This window comes from Pseudomonas sp. C8002, from assembly GCF_013385765.1.
In the GTDB taxonomy this organism is placed as follows: domain Bacteria; phylum Pseudomonadota; class Gammaproteobacteria; order Pseudomonadales; family Pseudomonadaceae; genus Aquipseudomonas.
On sequence record NZ_JACAPJ010000005.1, the window covers coordinates 678312 to 700229 of the forward strand.

Here is a 21918-nt window from a genome sequence, read left to right on the forward strand (position 1 = left end):
TGCTCGGCCAAGTCCACATAACCACGCTTCACAGGGTTGTGGTGAATGTAATCAAGCTTTTGGCGCATCACCGCTTCGCTGTACACCAACTCGGCGTGTGACCCCTCTTGCCATAGCTGATAAATCCGGTCCGTTTTATGCGCCCGTTTGCTGAAACGCAAACGCTGCAACACTCGCTCCGCTCCTCGTTTCTGCAGGTCGTCAATGATGGTTCGAGCGGTGAAGGATTTGAACTGGCTGACACATTTACCCAGGTCAGGTGCTTGAGCGACGAAGTGCAGATGGTTTTCGAGAACGACGTAGCCGTAGAGATTGAAATGTTCGTGGGTTTGTTGATATCGCCAGCAACTCAATAGGTGGCCGACAAGGTAGTCGCGGGTAAATAGCGGTGTCCATTCCATGACAGTGCATGTCAGGAAGTGTGGTTTTTCAGGTTCGGTAATGGTGTAGCGGCTTCTGCCCATCAATTCGTCCTTGAACCGTGGTGTGGCCTGGACGCGGAGCGTCCGGGGAGGCGTTCCCACGCAGAGCGTGGGAACGATCAGTTAGAGGTTATTGGGCATAGATATGCACGACGAAGTGCTGGCCGGATGCTGTCAGTTCATAGACCTTGTCAGTGATCCGCAATGTCCTCGTCGGTTCGCTGATGGTGTCACCGATTTTCGCGGATTTTCTGAATTCGTCCCAGTCGATGACGGTGGTGCTGATAGTGCCTTCGCCTAGCAAGTTGTTTCCGTAGCGTTGCGCTTCCATGGTATTGCCCTCTGCTGGATTTCCGTTTCCGGCCGATTATTCGGCTGGCGGTTAGTCCCGAAAGGCGGCCTTTTCCTTCCGGGTTCCAAGAGGCTAGTCAATGAAAACGGAGTTTGTTGCTGTCAGAAATATCAAAAAACAGTCTAGGCCTTTCGCCATTATCTGAGGCGCTGATGCCTACTTCAGGCGCTCATCACTTCCCGAATATCTGCGGCTAATTCTCTTACACGCTCTTCCTCGGTATCCCACGCGCACATGAACCGCGCGCCGCCTTTACCGATGAAGGTGTAGAAGCGCCAGCCCTTGGCCGTCAGCGCGGCAATTGCCGGTTCCGACAGTTGCAGGAACACGCCGTTGGCCTGCACCGGGAACATCAACTCCACACCCGGGATATCCGCCACCAGGCTGCTGAGCAATTGTGCACAGTGGTTGGCGTGGCGGGCGTGTTTGAGCCAGGCGTCGTTTTCCAGCAGGCCCACCCACGGGGCGGAGAGGAAGCGCATCTTTGAGGCAAGCTGCCCGGCTTGTTTGCAGCGGTAGTCGAAGTCTTCGGCCAGCTTGTGGTTGAAGAACAGGATCGCTTCACCCACGGCCATGCCGTTCTTGGTGCCACCAAAGCACAGCACGTCGACCCCGGCTTTCCAGGTCAGGTCGGCCGGCGAGCAGCCGAGGAATGCGCAGGCGTTGGAGAACCGTGCGCCGTCCATGTGCAGGTTCAGCCCCAGTTCCTTGCAGGTGGCGCTGATGGCGCGGATTTCTTCCGGGGTGTAGACGCTGCCGACTTCGGTGGCCTGGGTCAGGGTCACGACGCGGGGTTTCGGGTAGTGAATGTCCTGGCGCTTGAGGGCGATCTCGCGGATCGACTCCGGGGTCAGCTTGCCGTTTTCGGTGCGGGCAGTGAGCAGCTTGGAGCCGTTGGAGAAAAACTCCGGCGCGCCGCATTCGTCGGTTTCGACGTGGGCGGTTTCCGAGCAGATCACGCTATGGTAGCTCTGGCACAAGGAGGACAGCGCCAGGGAGTTGGCTGCGGTACCGTTGAAGGCGAAGAACACTTCGCAGTCGGTTTCGAACAGTTTGCGGAAACCGTCGGCGGCGCGGTGGGTCCATTCATCATCGCCATAGGCGCGTTGATGGCCCTGGTTGGCGAGTTCCATGGCGGCCCAGGCTTCCGGGCAGATGCCGGAATAGTTGTCGCTGGCGAATTGTTGGCTCTTGTCGGTCATGGCCCAGTCCTGTGGTCGATGTTGGTGCGCACTTTACCCAAGATTGTCGGGCGGGCGCACGCACTGTTAATGCAAAGTCATTGGGGAATTATGCACGGTTCTGAAAGCGTTCCTGTAAGCCGCGTCCGCGATGGCGCCCTGGACCTGCTCAAGTGGCTGGCGCTGCTGAGTATGGTGCTGGACCACCTGCGGTATGTCGGTTTGAGCCTGGACGGGCTGTATGTGCCGGGCCGCCTGGCGTTCCCGTGGTTTTGCCTGGCGGTTGCGGCGAATTTGCATCGGGTCAAGGGCGCGCCGGTGACGGGGCAATGGCGCTATCTGGGCTGGTTGCTGCTGTTCAGTGTGATCAGTGAGGTGCCGTACCGGATGTTCATCGACGACGCCGACACGCTGAACGTACTGCCGACCCTGGCGCTGGGTTTGCTGGTTGCCCGGGGATGGCAGCAGAAGACGGTTATTGATCGAGGATTGGCGTTGATCGCGCTGGTTTTGGCGGGGTTGTTTTCGGCTCAGTTGATGTTCGGGTTTTTTGGTGTGCTGCTGCCGTTGGCGATGCTGCTGGTGTTTCGCCGGCCGTGGTACTTCAGCGTGCTGCCGGGTGTGGTGTGCCTGGCTGCCAATCAATGGCAGATCCTGCTCAATAGCGGCACGCTGGTGGCGATGCTGGGATTGGCGACATGCCTGATTGCGCCGCTGGCCGGATTGGTCTTGTTGCGACATGCCGGGCAGGTATCGCCACCGGCCATGCGGCGCTGGGCGTATGCGCTTTATCCGGCGCATTTCCTGCTGCTGCTACTCCTTCGAAAGATCATCGCCTAACCCCTTGTAGGAGCGAGCTTGCTCGCGAAAAACGTCAACGATTACGAGGGCTGTCTGGATGCGCGCGGCGCCCTCAGGTTTTTCGCGAGCAAGCTCGCTCCTACAAATGCCGGGGGCCATGTCGTAAACGCACCTTTGCGTGGCGTCCATAGGCATTTGACCTCTCTGCGCCAGCCCTACCATCGCATCAAAGGGCCCCTCCGTCGTGCGGCGGCCCCAACAATACGATTGGCGCACCGCCGCCGCTGGGAGAGACGCGATGTTCAGCAAGCAAGACCAGATCCAGGGTTATGACGATGCACTGCTGGCGGCCATGAATGCCGAGGAGCAGCGCCAGGAAGATCATATCGAGCTGATCGCGTCAGAGAACTACACCAGCAAGCGTGTCATGGAAGCCCAGGGCAGCGGCCTCACCAACAAGTACGCCGAAGGATACCCGGGCAAGCGTTACTACGGCGGCTGCGAACATGTGGACAAGGTTGAAGTGCTGGCCATCGAGCGCGCCAAGCAACTGTTCGGCGCCGACTATGCCAACGTGCAGCCGCACTCCGGTTCGTCCGCCAACAGTGCGGTGTACCTGGCGCTGTTGAACGCCGGCGACACCATCCTCGGCATGAGCCTGGCCCACGGCGGCCACCTGACCCACGGCGCCAAAGTGTCGTCCTCGGGCAAGCTGTACAACGCGGTGCAATACGGCATCGACACCAACACCGGGCTGATCGACTACGACGAAGTCGAGCGCCTGGCCGTGGAGCACAAGCCGAAGATGATCGTGGCGGGTTTTTCCGCCTACTCCAAGACCCTGGATTTCCCGCGCTTTCGCCAGATCGCCGACAAGGTCGGTGCGCTGCTGTTCGTCGACATGGCCCACGTCGCCGGCCTGGTGGCCGCCGGTCTGTACCCGAACCCGCTGCCCTACGCCGATGTGGTCACCACCACCACCCACAAGACCCTGCGCGGTCCACGTGGCGGGTTGATCCTGGCCAAGTCCAACGAAGAAATTGAAAAGAAACTCAACTCTGCGGTATTCCCGGGCGCCCAGGGCGGCCCGCTGATGCACGTGATCGCCGGCAAGGCGGTGTGCTTCAAGGAAGCCCAGGAACCAGGTTTCAAGGCCTATCAACAGCAAGTGATCGACAACGCCCAGGCCATGGCCGGCGTGTTTATCAAACGCGGCTACGATGTAGTGTCCGGCGGCACCGATAACCACCTGTTCCTGGTCAGCCTGATCCGTCAGGGCCTCACCGGCAAAGATGCGGACGCCGCCCTCGGTCGCGCTCACATCACCGTCAACAAGAACGCCGTGCCCAACGACCCGCAGTCGCCGTTCGTGACCTCGGGCCTGCGTATCGGCACGCCGGCGGTGACCACACGCGGCTTCAAAGTGACCCAATGCCTGGAGTTGGCCGGCTGGATCTGCGACATCCTCGACAACCTCGGCGACGCCGATGTGGAGGCCAACGTCGCCAAGCATGTGGCCGCCCTGTGCGCTGATTTCCCGGTTTATCGCTGAGCGCGGTTTTGGAGTAATGACTATGCAACGCTACTCGGGCTTCGGCCTCTTCAAGCACTCACTCAGCCACCACGAAAACTGGCAGAAGATGTGGCGCACGCCCACCCCGAAAAAGGTCTACGACGTGGTCATCGTCGGCGGCGGCGGGCATGGTCTGGCGACGGCTTACTACCTGGCCAAGGAGCACGGCATCACCAACGTGGCGGTGGTCGAGAAAGGCTGGCTGGGCGGCGGTAACACCGCGCGCAACACCACCATCGTGCGGTCCAACTACCTGTGGGACGAGTCGGCGCACCTGTACGAACACGCGATGAAACTCTGGGAAGGTTTGTCCCAGGATTTGAACTACAACGTGATGTTCTCCCAGCGTGGCGTCTACAACCTGTGCCACACCCTGCAGGACATCCGTGACTCCGAGCGTCGCGTCAGCGCCAACCGCCTCAACGGTGTGGACGGCGAGCTGCTTAACGCCAAACAAGTGGCCGACGAGATCCCGTACCTCGACTGCTCCAAGAACACTCGCTACCCGGTAATGGGCGCCACCGTGCAACGTCGCGGCGGCGTTGCCCGTCACGATGCCGTGGCCTGGGGCTTTGCCCGCGCCGCTGACGCACTGGGCGTGGACCTGATCCAGCAGACCGAAGTCATCGGTTTTCGCAAGGAAAACGGCGTGTGCATCGGCGTGGAAACCAACAAGGGTTTCATCGGCGCCAAGCGCGTCGGCGTAGTGACCGCCGGTAACTCCGGCCACATGGCATCCCTGGCGGGCTTCCGCCTGCCGATCGAATCCCACCCGCTGCAAGCACTGGTGTCGGAGCCGATCAAACCCATCATCGACAGCGTGATCATGTCCAACGCCGTGCACGGTTACATCAGCCAGTCCGACAAGGGCGACCTGGTGATCGGCGCCGGTATCGACGGCTACAACGGCTATGGCCAGCGCGGCTCGTACCCGGTGATCGAGCACACCATCCAGGCCATCGTAGAGATGTTCCCGGTGCTGTCCCGCGTGCGCATGAACCGCCAGTGGGGCGGCATCGTCGACACCACGCCGGATGCCTGCCCGATCATCTCCAAGACCCCGGTCCCGAACATGTTCTTCAACTGCGGTTGGGGCACCGGTGGTTTTAAAGCGACTCCAGGCTCAGGCAACGTATTTGCCGCCAGCCTGGCCAAGGGTGAAATGCACCCATTGGCAGCTCCATTCTCCATCGACCGTTTCCACAACGGCGCGCTGATCGACGAACACGGCGCTGCGGCCGTCGCCCACTAACAGGAGAAATTCCCTATGTTGCATATCTTCTGTCCTCACTGTGGCGAACTGCGCTCCGAAGAGGAATTCCACGCCTCCGGCCAAGCGCACATCCCGCGCCCACTGGACCCGAACACCTGCACCGACGAGGAGTGGGGCGACTACATGTTCTTCCGCGACAACCCGCGCGGCCTGCACCACGAACTGTGGATTCACGCTGCCGGTTGCCGCCAGTATTTCAACGCGACCCGCGACACCGTGACCTACGAAATTCTTGAAACCTACAAGATAGGCACCAAGCCGCAATTCACCGCCAAGGCTTCTGGAGAGAAGGTATGAGCCAGATCAATCGCCTGTCCAACGGTGGCCGGATCGACCGCAACAAAGCCCTGAGCTTCACCTTCAACGGCCAGAGCTACAAAGGCTTTGAAGGCGACACATTGGCCGCTGCGCTGCTGGCCAACGGCGTCGACATCATCGGTCGCAGCTTCAAGTATTCCCGCCCGCGCGGCATCTTCGCCGCCGGTGCCGAAGAGCCGAACGCGGTGCTGCAGATCGGCGCGACCGAAGCCACGCAAATCCCCAACGTGCGCGCCACGCAACAGGCGCTGTACCAGGGTTTGGTCGCCACCAGCACCAACGGCTGGCCGAGCGTGAACAACGACATGATGGGCATTCTCGGCAAGGTCGGCGGCAAGCTGATGCCGCCGGGTTTCTACTACAAAACCTTCATGTACCCGCAATCGTTCTGGATGACTTACGAGAAGTACATCCGTAAGGCAGCCGGTCTTGGCCGCTCGCCGACCGAGAACGATCCGGACACCTACGACTACATGAACCGTCATTGCGACGTGCTGATTGTGGGCGCGGGCCCTGCCGGCCTGGCGGCTGCGTTGGCCGCCGCCCGCAGTGGCGCCCGGGTGATCATCGCGGACGAGCAGGAAGAGTTCGGCGGCTCCTTGCTGGACTCCCGCGAAAGCCTCGATGGCAAGCCTGCGGCCGAGTGGGTTGCCAGTGTGATTGCTGAACTCAAGGCCCTGCCGGACGTGGTGCTGCTGCCTCGCGCCACCGTCAACGGTTACCACGACCATAACTTCCTGACCATTCACGAACGCCTCACCGACCACCTCGGTGACCGTGCGCCGATCGGCCAGGTGCGTCAGCGTATCCACCGGGTTCGCGCCAAGCGCGTGGTGTTGGCCACCGGTGCGTGCGAGCGTCCGCTGGTGTACGGCAACAACGACGTACCGGGCAACATGCTGGCGGGAGCGGTCTCCACTTACGTGCGTCGCTACGGCGTGGCACCGGGCAAGAAGCTGGTGCTGTCCACCAACAACGATCACGCCTACCGCGTGGCGCTGGACTGGTTCGACGCCGGCCTCAGCGTTGTCGCCGTAGCCGATGCCCGCCACAACCCACGGGGCGCGCTGGTTGAAGAGGCGCGTGCCAAAGGCATTCGCATCCTCACCGGCAGCGCCGTGATCGAGGCCCGTGGCAGCAAGCACGTCACTGGCGCCCGTGTTGCGGCCATCGATGTCAAAGCTCATAAAGTCACCAGCCCCGGCGAGTGGCTGGAGTGCGACCTGGTCGCCAGCTCCGGCGGCTACAGCCCGGTGGTCCACCTGGCCTCGCACCTGGGCGGCAAGCCGACCTGGCGTGAAGACATCCTCGGTTTTGTACCGGGCGAAGCACCGCAGAAACGCGTGTGCGTCGGTGGCATCAATGGCGTCTACGGCCTCGGCGATTCCCTGGCCGACGGTTTTGAAGGTGGCGTGCGCGCTGCCAGCGAAGCCGGGTTTGCGCCGGTGGAAGGTACGCTGCCCAAAGCCTTGAGCCGTCTGGAAGAACCGACCCTGGCGCTGTTCCAGGTACCTCACGAGAAAGCTACCGCACGGGCGCCGAAGCAATTTGTCGACCTGCAGAACGACGTCACCGCGGCCGCCATCGAACTCGCCACCCGCGAGGGTTTCGAGTCGGTGGAGCACGTCAAGCGCTACACCGCACTGGGATTCGGCACTGACCAGGGCAAGCTCGGCAACGTCAACGGCCTGGCCATCGCGGCCCGTTCGCTGAACGTGACCATCCCGCAGATGGGCACCACCATGTTCCGTCCCAACTACACGCCGGTGACCTTCGGCGCGGTAGCAGGCCGGCACTGTGGGCACATCTTCGAGCCGGTGCGCTACACCGCGCTGCAAGCCTGGCACGTGAAAAACGGCGCCGAGTTTGAGGACGTCGGCCAGTGGAAACGCCCATGGTATTTCCCGCGCAACGGTGAAGACCTGCACGCCGCAGTGAAGCGCGAATGCCTGGCCGTGCGTGACAGCGTCGGCCTGCTGGACGCGTCCACCCTCGGCAAGATCGACATCCAGGGCCCGGATGCCCGCGAGTTCCTCAACCGCATCTACAGCAACGCCTGGACCAAGCTCGACGTGGGCAAGGCCCGCTACGGCCTGATGTGCAAGGAAGACGGCATGGTCTTCGACGACGGCGTGACTGCCTGCCTCGCCGACAACCACTTCCTGATGACCACCACCACCGGCGGCGCAGCACGCGTACTCCAGTGGCTGGAAATCTACCAGCAGACCGAATGGCCGGACCTCAAGGTGTACTTCACCTCGGTCACCGACCACTGGGCAACCATGACCTTGTCCGGCCCCAACAGCCGCAAGCTGCTGAGCGAAGTCACCGACATCGACCTGGACAAGGACGGCTTCCCGTTCATGACCTGGAAAGAAGGCCTGGTTGGCGGCGTGCCGGCGCGGGTGTTCCGGATTTCGTTTACCGGTGAGCTGTCGTACGAAGTCAACGTGCAGGCCGACTACGCCATGGGCGTGCTCGAGAAAATCGTCGAGGCCGGCAAAAAGTACAACCTGACCCCGTACGGTACCGAGACCATGCACGTGCTGCGGGCCGAGAAGGGTTTCATCATCGTTGGCCAGGATACCGACGGCTCGATGACCCCGGACGACCTGAACATGGGCTGGTGTGTAGGCCGCACCAAACCGTTCTCGTGGCTCGGCTGGCGCGGGATGAATCGCGAGGATTGCGTGCGTGAAGACCGCAAGCAGCTTGTCGGACTGAAGCCGATCGACCCGAACGTGTGGCTGCCGGAAGGCGCGCAGTTGGTGTTCGACGCCAAGCAGACGATCCCGATGAAGATGGTCGGCCACGTCACCTCCAGTTATGCCCATAACTCCCTCGGTTATTCGTTTGCCATGGGCGTGGTGAAGGGCGGCTTGAAGCGCATCGGCGAGCGGGTGTTTGCACCGCTGGCGGATGGCAGCGTGATCGAGGCGGAGATTGTTTCTTCGGTGTTCTTTGATCCTAAAGGCGATCGTCAGAACATCTGACACCTGATCGTTCCCACGCTCCGCGTGGGAATGCATCCCGGGGCGCTCTGCGCCCCAAGAGCGGACGCAGAGCGTCCATGGCGGCATTCCCACGCAGAGCGTGGGAACGATCAAATTCAACACAGGTGCTTTATGACAGCAGCCAATGTTTACCAACAACGCCCCACCTCCGGAGCCAAGGCCGAGTCGTCGCTGCACCATGCCGACCTCGCCAGCCTGGTAGGCAAGGGCCGCAAGAACGCCGGCGTGACCGTGCGTGAAAAGAAACTGCTGGGCCACCTGACCATTCGTGGCGATGGCCATGACGCAGCCTTCGCCGCCGGTGTGCACAAAGCCTTGGGTATCGAATTGCCCGGTGCCCTGCAAGTCATCGTCAAGGGTGAGACCAGCCTGCAATGGCTCGGTCCGGATGAGTGGTTGCTGGTAGTGCCAGGCGGTGAGGAATTCGCCGCCGAGAAAAGCTTGCGTGAGGCGCTGGGTGATTTGCATATCCAGGTCGTCAACGTCAGCGGCGGCCAGCAGATTCTCGAACTCAGCGGCCCCAACGTGCGCGATGTGCTGATGAAATCCACCAGCTACGACGTGCACCCCAACAGCTTCCCGGTGGGCAAGGCGGTGGGCACGGTGTTTGCCAAGTCGCAATTGGTGATTCGCCATACTGCTGAAGACACCTGGGAGCTGGTGATTCGTCGCAGCTTCTCGGATTACTGGTGGCTGTGGTTGCAGGATGCGGCGGCTGAGTATGGTTTAAGCGTCCAGGCCTGATCGTTCCCACGCTCCGCGTGGGAATGCATCCCGGGACGCTCCGCGTCCCAAGAGCGGACGCAGAGCGTCCATTGCGGCGTTCCCACGCAGAGCGTGGGAACGATCAAGGAGTCACGAATAATGAGCCGCGTACCCGATACATGGATTTTGACCGCCGACTGCCCCAGCGTGCTCGGCACGGTGGACGCGGTCACTCGCTACCTGTTCGAGCAGGGCTGCTACGTCACTGAGCACCACTCCTTCGATGACCGGCTCTCGGGCCGGTTCTTCATCCGCGTGGAGTTCCGCCAGCCCGATGGTTTCGACGAACAAGCCTTCCGCGATGGCCTGGCCACCCGTGGCGAAGCCTTCGGCATGATCTTCGAACTGACCGCGCCGAACTACCGGCCGAAAGTGGTGATCATGGTCTCCAAGGCCGATCACTGCCTCAACGATTTGCTCTACCGCCAGCGCATCGGCCAACTGTCGATGGACGTGGTCGCCGTAGTCTCCAACCACCCGGACCTCAAGCCCCTGGCCGACTGGCACCAGATTCCCTATTACCACTTTCCCCTGGACCCCAACGACAAGCCGTCGCAGGAGCGCCAGGTGTGGCAGGTGATCGAGGAATCCGGCGCCGAGCTGGTGATTCTTGCGCGCTACATGCAAGTGCTGTCGCCGGAGCTGTGCCGCAAGCTTGACGGTAAAGCCATCAACATCCACCACTCCCTGCTGCCCGGTTTCAAGGGCGCCAAGCCGTATCACCAGGCCTACAACAAGGGGGTGAAACTGGTGGGCGCCACTGCGCATTACATCAATAACGATTTGGACGAAGGCCCGATCATCGCCCAGGGCGTGGAGGTGGTGGACCACAGTCACTATCCGGAAGATTTGATTGCCAAGGGACGGGATATCGAAGGCCTGACCCTGGCCCGGGCCGTGGGGTATCACATTGAGCGGCGGGTGTTCTTGAACGCCAATCGGACAGTGGTGCTCTGATGGACGCCTTCGCGAGCAAGCCCGCTCCCACATTCGACCGCATTTCAAAGGTAGGACTCGGTCAACTGTGGGAGCGGGCTTGCTCGCGAAGAGGCCCTTACTAACAACGCAAAAACAGCATCTGTACCCGAGCACTTAAACGCGCTGCCTGCCTGGGCAACGCGGTTCCATAAAAACAACAGCGAGGTGAAAGCATGTCTGGTAATCGTGGTGTCGTGTATCTCGGCAACGGCAAGGTCGAAGTACAGAAAATCGACTATCCCAAAATGCAGGACCCCCGTGGCAGGAAGATTGAGCACGGCGTCATCCTGCGCGTGGTCTCCACCAACATCTGCGGCTCCGACCAACACATGGTGCGCGGCCGCACCACTGCCCAGACCGGCCTGGTCTTGGGCCACGAAATCACCGGCGAAGTGATCGAGAAGGGCAGCGACGTCGAGAACCTGAAGATCGGCGACCTGGTGTCGGTGCCGTTCAACGTCGCATGCGGCCGTTGCCGTTCCTGCAAGGAGCAGCACACCGGCGTGTGCCTGACCGTCAACCCGGCCCGTGCCGGTGGCGCCTACGGCTATGTCGACATGGGCGACTGGACTGGCGGCCAGGCCGAATACGTGCTGGTGCCTTACGCCGACTTCAACCTGTTGAAACTGCCGGACCGCGACAAGGCCATGGAGAAAATCCGCGACCTGACTTGCCTCTCCGACATCCTGCCCACCGGCTACCACGGCGCAGTCACTGCGGGCGTTGGCCCGGGCAGCACGGTCTACATCGCCGGTGCCGGTCCGGTAGGCCTGGCGGCTGCCGCTTCCGCTCGCCTGCTGGGCGCTGCGGTGGTGATCATCGGTGACGTCAACCCGATCCGCCTGGCCCACGCCAAGGCCCAGGGTTTTGAAATTGCCGACCTGTCGAAAGACACCCCGCTGCACGAACAGATCGCTGCGTTGCTGGGCGAGCCGGAAGTGGATTGCGCCGTCGATGCCGTGGGTTTCGAAGCGCGTGGCCATGGTCATGAAGGGGCCAAGGCGGAGGCTCCGGCCACCGTGCTCAACTCGTTGATGGGCGTGGTGCGGGTGGCTGGCAAAATCGGTATTCCGGGCCTGTACGTGACAGAAGACCCGGGTGCCGTGGATGCCGCTGCAAAAATGGGCAGCCTGAGCATTCGTTTCGGCCTGGGCTGGGCCAAGTCCCACAGCTTCCACACCGGGCAAACCCCAGTGATGAAGTACAACCGCCAGTTGATGCAGGCGATCATGTGGGACCGTATCAACATTGCCGACATCGTCGGTGTGGAAGTCATCAGCCTGGATGACGCGCCACGCGGGTACGGCGAGTTCGATGCGGGCGTGCCGAAGAAGTTTGTGATTGATCCGCACAAGTTGTTCAGCGCGGCTTAAATCGCGGGCAAATAAAAAGGCGACCTCAGGGTCGCCTTTTTTGCATCTGCGGTTGGGTGGGAGAATCAGCGAATCGCCAAAGCCCCCTGATACACCGTTGGCCCCGTTGGCTGCTTGCTCACCGAGCCGCCCTTGGTTTCCGAGCTGACCATCAGTGTCACCGGCTTGCTGATCGACTCCTGCTGGCGAGGGTTGATGCCGATAATGCCTTTGCCGTCTTCCGGCAGCAGGCCCAGCGACACTGGCGTGCCGTCAGCCGGGACGGCCCACAGTTCCAGGCTTTGATCCGGAGCCGGTGCGGTGGCGGCAATCGGCTGCACTTCGAGGTAATCCTTGTGGGCCACGATTTGCGTGGCCGGTTGCTGGGTGGTGTTCACCAGCAATGCGGCAGCCTTGACGCTGTCCTGGGTGTAGAGGGCGCCGCCGACGCCTGCCACTATCACCAAACAGGCGCCGACGAACAGGCGTGGGCGGTTCCAGAATGAAGGCTTGTGCTCAATCACTTGGGGGTTGATCGCAGTCATTAGGCTCTTCCTGACATGTTTTGTAGTCTTTCATGGACCCAGTTAACGGCGATCGGTTCCTCATCCGTCGTATTGAGCCTCGGATCAGAGTGATGCCAATTGGCCCTGATACAGCACCGGCCCGGTGGGTTGTCCGGTCGGCGAGCCCCCCTGAGGCTCAAGGCTCACTGCCAGGGTCAGCGGCGCCGTCAGCAGCGCCTGGTGTTCTTTGCTCAACTGGATTCGGCCGTTACCCGACACCGGCAACAACCCCAGGGAGATGGGTTTGCCGCCCGCCGGGATTGCCCACAGTTCCAACGCGCGGGCCGGCTCCACAGTCGCCAGGGTCAGCGGTTCCACTTGCAGATGATCCGCATAGGCCTGGATCTTCAGCGCGGGCTGTTGATTGGCCGCCACCAGCGTGGCGTTGTACTCCACCCCAAGGTCGCGCTGGTACAACACGCCCACCAACACCGCGATCACCACCCCGCACGCCGCTACCAGCAAGCGCAGGTTCATCCAGAACGGTTTCTTCGCCGGCATATGCAGCACTTGCGGCTCAATGCGCGCCTTGATCCCTTCCCATACGTGGTCCGGCACCGGCCGTTCAGGCAGCGGCCCGGTGAGGCTGGCGAGGGCATCCTGCCAGTGCCCGAGTTCGACGCGCAGCGCCGCGTCATCCCGCAGCAGCGCTTCAAAGCGCCGGCGGGCGGTGGCAGGCATCAGCCCGATGGCGTAGTCAGCCGCCAGGGCGCGGCGCAGGGCGGTGGTCTGGTAGTTCATGATTCAAGGCACCTGCGCAAGCGCTCCATGCCGCGGCGAATCCAGGATTTGACCGAGCCCAGGGGCGCGGCCAGATGTTCGGCCAATTCCGAGCACGACAAGCCCTGGAAGTAAGCCACGGTGATCGATTGACGCTGCATGCCTTCGAGGCTGTCGAGGCAGCGGTTCAGGGCGAGGGCTTCACGCTCGCTGTCGAGCTGTTCATGGGCGCTGGGGCTTTCGTCGGCCGTGGCGTCCTCCTGGCCTTCGTTCAAGGGTTGTTCGCGGTGTTTGCGCAACTGGTCGATCGCCAGGTTGCGGGTGATATTGACCATCCAGGTCATGGGCGCCGACAGATGGGCCTCATAGCGTGAGGCGTTGTACCAGATGCGCACGAAGCTTTCCTGCAACACCTCCTCGGCCAGCTCCTTGCGACCCATGAAACGCAAGGCAACACCATGCAAACGCGGGGAAACGCTGCGATAGAGCGTTTCGAACGCCTGGCGATTACCCAGTGAACACTGGGCCAGCAATTGCCGTAGCTGATCTGCATCGTGGGTCGAAATAGGGCTTCTCCAGGCGCTTGCAACAGGGCGATGGGACGGCGCACGGTAAAGAGGGCAGGCTGAGGTTAGTCCAGCTTGGGCATTCATTCCATCTACCTCCGTGCGGCTCGTGGTGGATATACGCAGCGCAAGGCGCATCGGATGCAGTGGTTTTCTGAACTAATCTGCAGGGAGGGAACAATCCTTCGGCGTACCCAGTCAAACTCCTGCTTTTTGCGCTTACTTTCAGAGGTTGTCTTGATGAAGATTTCACGCGGTTTTGCCCTGTCCTGCCTGTTGACCGTGGCGGCCAGCCCGGTATTTGCGGCAGGTTTCAGCCTCGGCGACGTGGCCAATGCCGTGTCCGGTGCACAAGGTGGCGACAAGGCAGCAGCGGCTGCACCCACTTCACAGACCGCTGGTCTGCTGCAGGCACTGACCTCGCAATTGAACGTGACCCCTGAGCAGGCCGTTGGTGGTACCGGCGCAATGCTGGGCCTGGCCAAGAATAAATTGGGCGGCGGTGATTACTCGCAACTGACCAAAAGCGTACCGGGCCTGGACAAGCTCTCCGGCAGCAACTCCCTGGGCAGCCTCGGCGCCCTGAGCGGCATGCTCGGCCAGAGCGGCGGCAGCAAGACCTCGGGCCTGGACGGCGTGTTGGGTAACGTGAAGAACACCAACGACCTGAACACCGCGTTCAGCGCGCTGGGCATGGACAGTGGGATGGTTGGCCAGTTTGCGCCGGTTATCCTGAAATACCTGGGCGGCCAGGGCGCCAGCGAATCGGTGCTGGGCAAACTGGCTTCGGCCTGGGGCACTGGCGGCTAAGGCCGCTCCGCGCGCAGTTGGGCGATGCGCGCATCCTTCTCCCTCCAGAGCTGGTTGACCCAGTTCTGGACGGTCTGGCGAAACGCCGGATCGTTCTCGTAATCCCCCTGCCACAACGCCGGATCCAGCTCTCGGGTACGGATATCCACGATCACCTTCGGCACCGCACCACTGATCAAGTCCCAGAAGCCCGGAATGTTTTCCTGTGGATAAACCACGGTGACGTCGAGCACCGCATCCAGCTGTTCACCCAACGCCGCGAGCACGAACGCCACGCCACCCGCCTTGGGCTTGAGCAGGCGCTCGAAGGGTGAAGCCTGCTGTTTGCGCTTGGCCGGGGTGAACCGCGTGCCTTCCAGGTAATTCACCACGGTGACCGGCTGGCGCTTGAACAACTCGCAGGCCTCTTTGGTGATCTTCAGGTCCTGGCCTGCCAGTTCAGGGTGTTTGGCCAGGAATGCCTTGCTGTAGCGCTTCATGAACGGATAATCGAGTGCCCACCAGGCCAGGCCCAGGAAGGGTACCCAGATCAGTTCCTTTTTCAGGAAGAACTTGAAGAACGGCGTGCGCCGGTTGAGGGCCTGGATCAGTGCGGGGATGTCGACCCAGGATTGATGGTTGCTGATCACCAGGTAAGAAGTGTCACCCCGCAGGTCGCCGCCGCCGCGAATGTCCCATTGGGTGGGGATGCACAGGGCGAAGATCAGCTTGTCGATCTCGGCCCAGGTTTCGGCGATCCACATGACGGCCCAGGAGGCATAGTCACGAAAGCGACCGGGGGCCACCAGCTTGAGCAGGGCAAACACCATCAGCGGCCCGAACAGCACCAGGGTGTTGAGCAACAGCAGCAATGTGACGAAACAGCCGGTGAGCAGGCGGCGCATAAGTAACTCTTGGAATCATTTTTGGCCCGCCATGATAAGCAGCTTGGGCCTGGAGACCAAATCGCAAATAAGCTTACGAATGTTTCACAGCGGGCTGGGTATGCTCTGTGATCTAACTAAGCAGCGAATTTGCAGTCTAGAATTGGCCCACTTATTTCAAGGAAACCTCCTACGTGAAATCCATCCTTGCCCTGCTAACGCTGGTGGCCTTGCCTGTCATGGCCGCCGAGCCGACCCTTTACGGTCGCTACGAATACATCCAACTGCCGGAAATCGGTGAGACCTTCAAGGCCAAGATGGACACCGGCGCGCTGACCGCCTCGCTGTCGGCCCGGGACATCGAGACCTTCACCCGTGATGGCGACGACTGGGTACGCTTCCGCCTCGGCGGCAAGGACGCCACCAACAAGGTGTACGAGCACAAGGTTTCGCGCATCAGCAAAATCAAGAGCCGCGCCGACGAAGATGACGACAAGGACGAAGCCACCGTGGCCAAGCGCCCGGTGATCGACCTGGAAATGTGCCTGGGCAACGTCAAGCGCACCGTCGAGGTCAACCTCACCGACCGCAGCAGCTTCAACTACCCGCTGCTGATCGGCGCCAAGGCCCTGCGTGAATTCGGCGCTGCGGTAAACCCGGCCCGCCGTTACACTGCGGACAAACCGGACTGCTGACGGAACACCATGGCGCATATCCTGATTGTCGAAGACGAAGCGGCTATCGCCGACACGCTGATTTTCGCCCTGCAAGGCGAGGGCTTCACCACCACCTGGTTGAGCCTCGGCCAGGCGGCGCTGGCCCATCAGCGGCAAACCCCGGCGGACCTGGTCATCCTCGACATCGGCCTGCCGGACATCACCGGCTTCGAAACCTGCAAGCAACTGCGGCGTTTCAGCGAAGTACCGGTGATGTTCCTCAGCGCCCGGGACGGTGAGATCGACCGCGTGGTGGGTCTTGAGATCGGCGCTGACGACTATGTAGTCAAGCCGTTCAGCCCGCGGGAAGTGGCAGCGCGGGTACGGGCCATTCTCAAGCGCGTGGGCCCCGGTGCTGCTCCGGCGGTGTTCCAGGTGGACCTGGAGCGCATGCAGATCAGTTATCGCGGCCAGCCCCTGAGCCTCACTCGCCATGAATTCCGTCTGCTGCACAGCCTTTTGGAGCAACCCGAGCGCGTGTTCAGCCGCGAGCAACTGCTGGATGCGGTGGGCGTGGCGGCGGACGCAGGCTACGAGCGCAATATCGACAGCCACATCAAAAGCGTGCGCAGCAAATTGCGCGCGGTGGCGCCCGAGGCGGAGCCCATCCAGACCCATCGCGGCCTTGGCTACAGCTACAGCCCGGGCAACAGCTGATGCGCCTGGGGATTCGGTTCTTCCTGGTGTACGCATTGTTTATCGGCCTGACCGGCTACTTCGTACTCAGCACCGTGATGAAGGAAATCCGCCCCGGCGTGCGCCAGTCCACCGAGGAAACCCTGGTGGACACCGCCAACCTGCTGGCGGAAATCCTGCGCGACGATGTGAAGAACGGCACCCTCGGCCAGAGCCACTGGCCCGAACTGCTCAAGGCCTACGGTGAGCGTCAGCCCGGCGCGAATATCTGGGGCCTGCCGAAAAACCAGGTCAACCACCGCATCTACGTCACCGACGCCAAGGGCATCGTGTTGCTGGACTCCACCGGCGAGGCGGTGGGCGAGGACTATTCGAAGTGGAACGATGTGTACCTGACCCTGCGCGGCGAATACGGTGCGCGCTCGACCCGCAGCGAACTGGATGACCCCGCTTCGTCGGTGATGCACGTCGGCGCGCCGATCCGCGATAGCGGGCAGATCATCGGCGTGGTTACTGTGGCCAAGCCCAACAGTTCACTGCAACCCTATGTGGACCGCACCGAAGACCGGCTGCTGTGGTACGGCGCCGGGCTGGTCGCCCTGGGCTTGCTGTTTGGTGCGCTGTTGTCGTGGTGGTTGAGTGTCGCACTGCGCCGGCTGACGGCGTATGCCCAGGCGGTGAGTGAAGGCCGGCGTGCCGAGTTGCCGCACTATCGCGGCGGTGAACTGGAGCAGTTGTCCACCGCCGTGGAACACATGCGCACCCAGCTGGAAGGCAAGGCGTACGTCGAACGTTATGTGCACACCCTGACCCACGAATTGAAAAGCCCGCTGGCGGCGATTCGTGGTGCGGCGGAGCTGTTGCAGGGCGACATGTCCCGTGACCAGCAGCAGCGTTTCGTGAGCAATATCGACAGTGAAAGTGCGCGCTTGCAGCAGTTGATCGAACGCCTGCTGAACCTGGCGCAGGTGGAGCAGCGCCAGGGCCTTGAGGACCAGGCCAGCCTGTCCTTGGCGGCGCTGGTGGACGAAGTGCTCAGAGCTCAATGTGCGCGCATTGAAGGCGCCGGGTTGCAGGTCGAGCAGGCGATTGACGCGGATCTGCAGGTGTACGGCGAGCCGTTCCTGCTGCGCCAGGCACTGGGTAACCTGCTGGAAAACGCACTGGATTTCACACCGCCCGGTGGCACATTGCGGTTCAGCGCCAAGGCCTTGGATGACGGGATCGAATTCACCCTGTTCAACCAGGCCGACGCCATTCCCGAGTACGCGTTGCCGCGCCTGAGCGAGCGCTTCTATTCCCTGCCGCGCCCGGCCAGCGGGCGCAAGAGCACCGGCCTTGGGCTGAATTTTGTCGAAGAGGTGATGAAGCTGCACGGCGGCTCATTGCAGATCGGCAACGTGCCCGGCGGCGTGCAGGTAAAACTGCATCTCCACACAGTCTCCACATTCCCTTCATAAATCCCCCTTAAGCGCCCGCCAGACTCTCCCCCATCAAAACAGGGAGAGCTTCATGAACCGCAATCTGCTTTTCAAATTGGGCGCCATCGCGCTGCTGATCGTGCTGTTGTTGATTCCGTTGCTGATGATCCACGGGGTGATTACCGACCGTCAGCAACTGCGCGACGACGTCTTGCAGGATATCGCCCGCAGTTCCAGCTACAGCCAGCGCCTCAATGGCCCGGTGCTGGTGGTGCCTTATCGCAAGACCGTCCGGGAGTGGAAGCTCAATGAAAAGCTCAACGAACGCTACGAAGAAACCCGCGAGGTGCGTGGTCATCTGTATTTCCTGCCGGAGCAATTTGCCCTCGACGGGCAGGTGCAAACCGAAGTGCGCGCCCGGGGCATCTACCAGGCGCGGTTGTTCCACGCCGACAGCCGTATCAGTGGGCGGTTTGTGTTGCCGGAGCAGTGGGGCATCACGGAAAACTTTGCCGATTACCGCTTTGAGCCGGCGTATCTGGCAGTGGGTATCAGCGACATTCGCGGCATCGAAAATGCGTTGAAGCTGGAGCTGGGCAGCCAGCAACTGGCGTTTTCCCCGGGCACTCAAGTGGCTTGGCTGGGGGAGGGTGTGCACGTGATGCTGCCCGAGCAGGACAGCCACAATCCGTCACCTTTTGACTTCGCCTTTGACCTGCGCCTGCAAGGCACCGAGCAGCTGCAAGTGGTGCCGGTGGGCAAGACCAGCCAGGTCAAGCTGGCGTCCAACTGGCCGCACCCGAGCTTTATCGGCAACTTCCTGCCGACCCAGCGCGAGGTCACCGCCCAAGGCTTCAGCGCCAATTGGCAGACCACATTCTTCTCCACCAACCTGGAAGAAGCACTGCGCGGTTGCCTGGCCGAGCGCGGCTGTGACGACTTCAACAGCCGCAGCTTCGGCGTGAGCTTTATCGACCCGGTGGACCAGTACCTCAAGAGCGATCGGGCGATCAAATATGCGCTGCTGTTCATTGCGCTGACGTTTGCCGGTTTCTTCCTGTTCGAGGTGCTCAAGAGCCTGGCGGTGCACCCGATCCAGTACGCGCTGGTGGGGGTTGCCCTGGCGTTTTTCTACCTGCTGCTGTTGTCGTTGTCCGAGCACATCGGGTTTGGCCCGGCTTACCTGATATCGGCGGCGGCCTGTGTGTTGCTGATCGGGTTTTACGTCTGCCATGTGCTGCGCAGTGTCGCCCATGGCCTGGGGTTTTCAGCAGGGTTGGCGGCGTTGTATGGCTTGCTGTACGGGTTGCTGAGTGCCGAGGATTACGCGTTGTTGATGGGCTCGTTGCTGCTGTTCGGGTTGCTGGGCACGGTGATGGTGCTGACCCGCAAGCTGGATTGGTATGGGGTGGGCAAACGCAAGGAGGTGGGTGATGAGTAGGTCGTTGGGGTTGCGGGAAGATCAGCAGGTAGGAGCAACGTTGATGATGCGGATCAACGCACTGTTTCCCGAAGCCCGGGAGCTTTTTGTGGCGAGGGAGCTTGCTCCCGCTGGGCTGCGCAGCGGCCCCAAAAATCCTGGGAGCGCTTCGCACTCCAGCGGGAGCAAGCTCCCTCACCACAAGCGAACCCTTGCAGCAGGTTAGGCCGGTGGCTGGGTCTGGAGCATCGACGGCCGCTGACTCACCTCGGCATACCACGCCGCCAGCTTCGGATGGCTCGACCGCCACTGCATGTCCGGGTGGCGGAAGTCCAGATAAGCCAGTGCACACGCCACGCTGATCGCGGCCACGTCAAACGGCCCGGCCAGTTCGGCGATGGCGTCCTGTTCGAGCATGTCGAGGGCGCGGCGGATCTTGTCGCGCTGGCCTTCCAGCCACAGGTCCCAATGTTTTTCCTCGGGGCGCATGGCGGTTTCATAACGCACCAGTACGGCGGCATCCATGATGCCGTCGGCGGTCGAGGCCAGGGTCAGGCGCCGCCAGCGGGCCGGGCCGTTCCGGGGGATCAGTGGAGTCCCGGTGTGTTGGTAGTCGAGGTAATCGAGGATCACCCGGCTGTCGTGCAGCGCATTGCCGTCGGCCAGGCGCAGGGCGGGGATCTTGCCCAGCGCGTTGTCCAGGATTACATCGGCGTCGGGCTTGACCGGCGTCGGCACGCAGGCGTGCAAGGTCACGCGGTCCAGTTGACCGGTCTCGTGCAACAACACCCGTACTTTGCGCACAAACGGCGAGGCAGGGTTGTGGAACAACGTCATGCTGGGGGTGGACATGGGCATTCCTCGGAAAAGGGCAGCGCTAATCTATCTCAACGCTTGAGCAACGCCCAGCTACCTATGGCGGCCGGAATGCCCAGCCCCACCCAGCTCAGCGAATCCCACAAGCCGTCCCCCAGCAATGCCGCAAACAATCCGGCAGCACTCAACAACCCGATGGCCAGCGGAATGCCGAATACCTTCCAGAAACTCGATTGCCTCGGCTTCATGACTTGGCCGCCTTGCGCCGCACCAGCCACAGGTACACGCCACTGCCCAGGACGATGATGGTCAGCACATCCAGCACCGCCCAGAGGATCTTCATCGGCATGCCGCCGTAGTCACCGAAGTGCAGCGGCTGGGACATGCCCATGGCGTCCATGTACCACGGCCGTTCGGCGATGGCGGTGACGTGCAGGTTGCTGGCGTCGATCAATACCGGCGTCAGCAGGTGTGAAGTCAGGTGGGTGCTGCCTTTCATGAACACCGCGTAGTGATGCTCGCTGGAGAAACGCGTGCCGGGGAACGCGATAAAGTCCGGCTCCATCCCGGGCGCGGCCTTGGCGGCAATCGTCAGCAGGTCGGTGGCGGGGGCGCGCAGGGTCAGCGGCGGGGCGTTTTTGTAAGGCTCGATCATTGCGCTGAGGCTGTCGGTGCGCCACGCGGCGATGATCAGGTCGGCGCAGGCGCTGATCACGCCGGTCACGCCCACTACCAGCGCCCAGGTCAGGGTGACCACGCCGATCAGGTTGTGCAGGTCGAGCCAGCGCAGGCGCGTGGATTTGTCCTGGCGCACGGTGGCGAATTTCAGCCGGCGCATGAACGGCAGGTACAACACCGTGCCGGAGATGATCGCCAGCACAAACAGAATGCCCATGAACGCCAGCAGCAACTTGCCCGGCAGCCCGGCGAACATATCGACGTGCAGGCGCAGCAGGAACATCGTCAGCCCGCCGTTGGCCGAAGGCGTTTCCACGGCCTCGCCGGTGCGGGCGTCGAGCATGAAGGTGTGGGAGGAATTGGGTTCGGTGCCGGCGGTGGCGGCCATGATCGCGATCACGCCGTTCTTGTCGTCTTCGTCCCAGGCCAGGTATTGCATGGCTTCGCCGGGGCGATGGGCCTGGGCTTTGGCAACAAGCTGTTCGAGGTTCAGCTGTGGGGTATCGGCGGGCATCTGTGCCAGCTCGGGTTCGTTGCCCAGCAGGTGGTCGATCTCGTGGTGAAAGATCAACGGCAGGCCGGTGAGGGCGAGCAGCAGCAGGAATACGGTGCAGACGAGGCTGGTCCAGGTGTGGATGAAGGACCAGCGGCGGATGGTTTTGCTTTTCATTTTCTAG

At 61.9% G+C, this 21918-nt stretch carries 23 protein-coding genes and 1 pseudogene; 14 read left to right on the forward strand and 10 right to left on the reverse strand.

All coding sequences use genetic code 11. The features are described from left to right. The 3 genes from HX814_RS09795 to HX814_RS09805 form a co-directional block, all read right to left on the reverse strand. The coding region (locus HX814_RS09795; protein WP_177008830.1) for a transposase at window positions 1-464 on the reverse strand (464 nt) is incomplete at its 3' end. Between the two features lie 88 nt (window positions 465-552). Then, the gene (locus HX814_RS09800; protein ID WP_003209176.1) at window positions 553-753 is read right to left on the reverse strand and encodes a hypothetical protein; all 201 of its coding nucleotides are present in this window, start codon (window positions 751-753) and stop codon (window positions 553-555) included. A gap of 182 nt (window positions 754-935) precedes the next feature. Continuing rightward, the gene (locus HX814_RS09805; RefSeq protein ID WP_177008829.1) at window positions 936-1976 is read right to left on the reverse strand and encodes a low specificity L-threonine aldolase; all 1041 of its coding nucleotides are present in this window, start codon (window positions 1974-1976) and stop codon (window positions 936-938) included. A 90-nt stretch (window positions 1977-2066) separates the two neighbouring features. Here HX814_RS09805 and HX814_RS09810 point away from each other — a divergent pair, with 90 nt between their 5' ends. The 9 genes and pseudogenes from HX814_RS09810 (at window position 2067) to fdhA (ending at window position 12050) form a co-directional block, all read left to right on the forward strand. Then, window positions 2067-2795: a TraX family protein gene (locus HX814_RS09810; RefSeq protein WP_177008828.1), complete on the forward strand. Its 729-nt coding sequence runs from the start codon at window positions 2067-2069 to the stop codon at window positions 2793-2795. Between the two features lie 18 nt (window positions 2796-2813). Then, window positions 2814-2900, forward strand: a pseudogene (locus HX814_RS31475) (outer membrane lipoprotein carrier protein LolA); the annotation flags it as partial. Between the two features lie 154 nt (window positions 2901-3054). Then, on the forward strand, window positions 3055-4308 hold the full coding sequence (glyA, locus tag HX814_RS09815) for a serine hydroxymethyltransferase (RefSeq protein ID WP_008434333.1): 1254 nt from the start codon (window positions 3055-3057) through the stop codon (window positions 4306-4308). 22 nt (window positions 4309-4330) lie between these two features. Continuing rightward, on the forward strand, window positions 4331-5581 hold the full coding sequence (locus tag HX814_RS09820) for a sarcosine oxidase subunit beta (RefSeq protein WP_003209185.1): 1251 nt from the start codon (window positions 4331-4333) through the stop codon (window positions 5579-5581). A gap of 15 nt (window positions 5582-5596) precedes the next feature. Next, window positions 5597-5899, forward strand: a complete 303-nt coding sequence (locus HX814_RS09825; RefSeq protein WP_003209187.1) for a sarcosine oxidase subunit delta — start codon at window positions 5597-5599, stop codon at window positions 5897-5899. After that, on the forward strand, window positions 5896-8913 hold the full coding sequence (locus HX814_RS09830; RefSeq protein WP_177008827.1) for a sarcosine oxidase subunit alpha: 3018 nt from the start codon (window positions 5896-5898) through the stop codon (window positions 8911-8913). Before HX814_RS09825 ends, HX814_RS09830 begins: the two co-directional genes overlap by 4 nt. Window positions 8914-9045: 132 nt before the next feature. Then, window positions 9046-9678, forward strand: coding sequence for a sarcosine oxidase subunit gamma (locus HX814_RS09835; protein ID WP_102604381.1), 633 nt, complete (start codon window positions 9046-9048; stop codon window positions 9676-9678). 120 nt (window positions 9679-9798) lie between these two features. Then, window positions 9799-10656, forward strand: coding sequence for a formyltetrahydrofolate deformylase (purU, locus tag HX814_RS09840; protein WP_003209192.1), 858 nt, complete (start codon window positions 9799-9801; stop codon window positions 10654-10656). Between the two features lie 194 nt (window positions 10657-10850). Continuing rightward, the gene (gene fdhA, locus HX814_RS09845) at window positions 10851-12050 is read left to right on the forward strand and encodes a formaldehyde dehydrogenase, glutathione-independent (protein WP_003209194.1); all 1200 of its coding nucleotides are present in this window, start codon (window positions 10851-10853) and stop codon (window positions 12048-12050) included. Between the two features lie 65 nt (window positions 12051-12115). Here the strand turns inward: fdhA and HX814_RS09850 are convergent, their stop codons facing one another. From HX814_RS09850 to HX814_RS09860, 3 genes are all read right to left on the reverse strand, one after another. Beyond that, on the reverse strand, window positions 12116-12574 hold the full coding sequence (locus tag HX814_RS09850) for an anti-sigma factor domain-containing protein (protein WP_003209196.1): 459 nt from the start codon (window positions 12572-12574) through the stop codon (window positions 12116-12118). Window positions 12575-12658: 84 nt separating this feature from the next. Continuing rightward, window positions 12659-13336, reverse strand: a complete 678-nt coding sequence (locus HX814_RS09855; protein WP_177008826.1) for an anti-sigma factor domain-containing protein — start codon at window positions 13334-13336, stop codon at window positions 12659-12661. Next, entirely contained in the window at window positions 13333-13968 is a 636-nt protein-coding gene (locus HX814_RS09860) for a sigma-70 family RNA polymerase sigma factor (protein ID WP_177008825.1), read from the reverse strand. Before HX814_RS09860 ends, HX814_RS09855 begins: the two co-directional genes overlap by 4 nt. Before the next feature lie 153 nt (window positions 13969-14121). Here HX814_RS09860 and HX814_RS09865 point away from each other — a divergent pair, with 153 nt between their 5' ends. Next, a complete protein-coding gene (locus HX814_RS09865) occupies window positions 14122-14691 on the forward strand; it encodes a DUF2780 domain-containing protein (RefSeq protein WP_003209203.1) in 570 nt (189 codons plus the stop codon). Here HX814_RS09865 and HX814_RS09870 read toward each other — a convergent pair. Beyond that, a complete protein-coding gene (locus HX814_RS09870) occupies window positions 14688-15575 on the reverse strand; it encodes an acyltransferase (RefSeq protein ID WP_087694754.1) in 888 nt (295 codons plus the stop codon). The genes HX814_RS09865 and HX814_RS09870 overlap by 4 nt on opposite strands. A gap of 173 nt (window positions 15576-15748) precedes the next feature. On the opposite strand from HX814_RS09870, the gene HX814_RS09875 reads away from it, so the two are divergent. From HX814_RS09875 to creD, 4 genes are read left to right on the forward strand one after another with little or no spacing between them, the layout of a single operon-like run. After that, complete coding sequence (locus tag HX814_RS09875) at window positions 15749-16249, forward strand: ATP-dependent zinc protease (RefSeq protein ID WP_003209205.1); 501 nt, start codon at window positions 15749-15751, stop codon at window positions 16247-16249. A 9-nt stretch (window positions 16250-16258) separates the two neighbouring features. Then, window positions 16259-16927, forward strand: coding sequence for a two-component system response regulator CreB (creB, locus tag HX814_RS09880; RefSeq protein WP_003209207.1), 669 nt, complete (start codon window positions 16259-16261; stop codon window positions 16925-16927). Next, window positions 16927-18366 carry a two-component system sensor histidine kinase CreC gene (gene creC / locus HX814_RS09885; RefSeq protein ID WP_177008824.1) on the forward strand — a complete coding sequence of 480 codons (1440 nt, stop codon included), beginning with the start codon at window positions 16927-16929 and terminating at the stop codon, window positions 18364-18366. Before creB ends, creC begins: the two co-directional genes overlap by 1 nt. A 52-nt stretch (window positions 18367-18418) precedes the next feature. Then, window positions 18419-19768, forward strand: coding sequence for a cell envelope integrity protein CreD (creD, locus tag HX814_RS09890; RefSeq protein ID WP_008434346.1), 1350 nt, complete (start codon window positions 18419-18421; stop codon window positions 19766-19768). 201 nt (window positions 19769-19969) lie between these two features. Here the strand turns inward: creD and HX814_RS09895 are convergent, their stop codons facing one another. The 3 genes from HX814_RS09895 to HX814_RS09905 are packed head-to-tail and all read right to left on the reverse strand — an operon-like array spanning window position 19970 to window position 21911. Then, on the reverse strand, window positions 19970-20599 hold the full coding sequence (locus tag HX814_RS09895; protein WP_003209214.1) for a glutathione S-transferase: 630 nt from the start codon (window positions 20597-20599) through the stop codon (window positions 19970-19972). Window positions 20600-20634: 35 nt separating this feature from the next. Next, window positions 20635-20811 carry a hypothetical protein gene (locus tag HX814_RS09900; protein ID WP_003209216.1) on the reverse strand — a complete coding sequence of 59 codons (177 nt, stop codon included), beginning with the start codon at window positions 20809-20811 and terminating at the stop codon, window positions 20635-20637. Continuing rightward, the gene (locus HX814_RS09905; protein WP_003209218.1) at window positions 20808-21911 is read right to left on the reverse strand and encodes a PepSY domain-containing protein; all 1104 of its coding nucleotides are present in this window, start codon (window positions 21909-21911) and stop codon (window positions 20808-20810) included. Before HX814_RS09905 ends, HX814_RS09900 begins: the two co-directional genes overlap by 4 nt. Between the last annotated feature and the right edge of the window lie 7 nt (window positions 21912-21918).

Coding starts and splice junctions, on each gene's coding strand:
- HX814_RS09800 (WP_003209176.1), bottom strand. CDS start 753: ATGGAAGCGCAACGCTACGGAAACAACTTGCTAGGCGAAGGCACTATC.
- HX814_RS09805 (WP_177008829.1), bottom strand. CDS start 1,976: ATGACCGACAAGAGCCAACAATTCGCCAGCGACAACTATTCCGGCATC.
- HX814_RS09810 (WP_177008828.1), top strand. CDS start 2,067: ATGCACGGTTCTGAAAGCGTTCCTGTAAGCCGCGTCCGCGATGGCGCC.
- glyA (WP_008434333.1), top strand. CDS start 3,055: ATGTTCAGCAAGCAAGACCAGATCCAGGGTTATGACGATGCACTGCTG.
- HX814_RS09820 (WP_003209185.1), top strand. CDS start 4,331: ATGCAACGCTACTCGGGCTTCGGCCTCTTCAAGCACTCACTCAGCCAC.
- HX814_RS09825 (WP_003209187.1), top strand. CDS start 5,597: ATGTTGCATATCTTCTGTCCTCACTGTGGCGAACTGCGCTCCGAAGAG.
- HX814_RS09830 (WP_177008827.1), top strand. CDS start 5,896: ATGAGCCAGATCAATCGCCTGTCCAACGGTGGCCGGATCGACCGCAAC.
- HX814_RS09835 (WP_102604381.1), top strand. CDS start 9,046: ATGACAGCAGCCAATGTTTACCAACAACGCCCCACCTCCGGAGCCAAG.
- purU (WP_003209192.1), top strand. CDS start 9,799: ATGAGCCGCGTACCCGATACATGGATTTTGACCGCCGACTGCCCCAGC.
- fdhA (WP_003209194.1), top strand. CDS start 10,851: ATGTCTGGTAATCGTGGTGTCGTGTATCTCGGCAACGGCAAGGTCGAA.
- HX814_RS09850 (WP_003209196.1), bottom strand. CDS start 12,574: ATGACTGCGATCAACCCCCAAGTGATTGAGCACAAGCCTTCATTCTGG.
- HX814_RS09855 (WP_177008826.1), bottom strand. CDS start 13,336: ATGAACTACCAGACCACCGCCCTGCGCCGCGCCCTGGCGGCTGACTAC.
- HX814_RS09860 (WP_177008825.1), bottom strand. CDS start 13,968: ATGAATGCCCAAGCTGGACTAACCTCAGCCTGCCCTCTTTACCGTGCG.
- HX814_RS09865 (WP_003209203.1), top strand. CDS start 14,122: ATGAAGATTTCACGCGGTTTTGCCCTGTCCTGCCTGTTGACCGTGGCG.
- HX814_RS09870 (WP_087694754.1), bottom strand. CDS start 15,575: ATGCGCCGCCTGCTCACCGGCTGTTTCGTCACATTGCTGCTGTTGCTC.
- creB (WP_003209207.1), top strand. CDS start 16,259: ATGGCGCATATCCTGATTGTCGAAGACGAAGCGGCTATCGCCGACACG.
- creC (WP_177008824.1), top strand. CDS start 16,927: ATGCGCCTGGGGATTCGGTTCTTCCTGGTGTACGCATTGTTTATCGGC.
- creD (WP_008434346.1), top strand. CDS start 18,419: ATGAACCGCAATCTGCTTTTCAAATTGGGCGCCATCGCGCTGCTGATC.
- HX814_RS09895 (WP_003209214.1), bottom strand. CDS start 20,599: ATGTCCACCCCCAGCATGACGTTGTTCCACAACCCTGCCTCGCCGTTT.
- HX814_RS09900 (WP_003209216.1), bottom strand. CDS start 20,811: ATGAAGCCGAGGCAATCGAGTTTCTGGAAGGTATTCGGCATTCCGCTG.
- HX814_RS09905 (WP_003209218.1), bottom strand. CDS start 21,911: ATGAAAAGCAAAACCATCCGCCGCTGGTCCTTCATCCACACCTGGACC.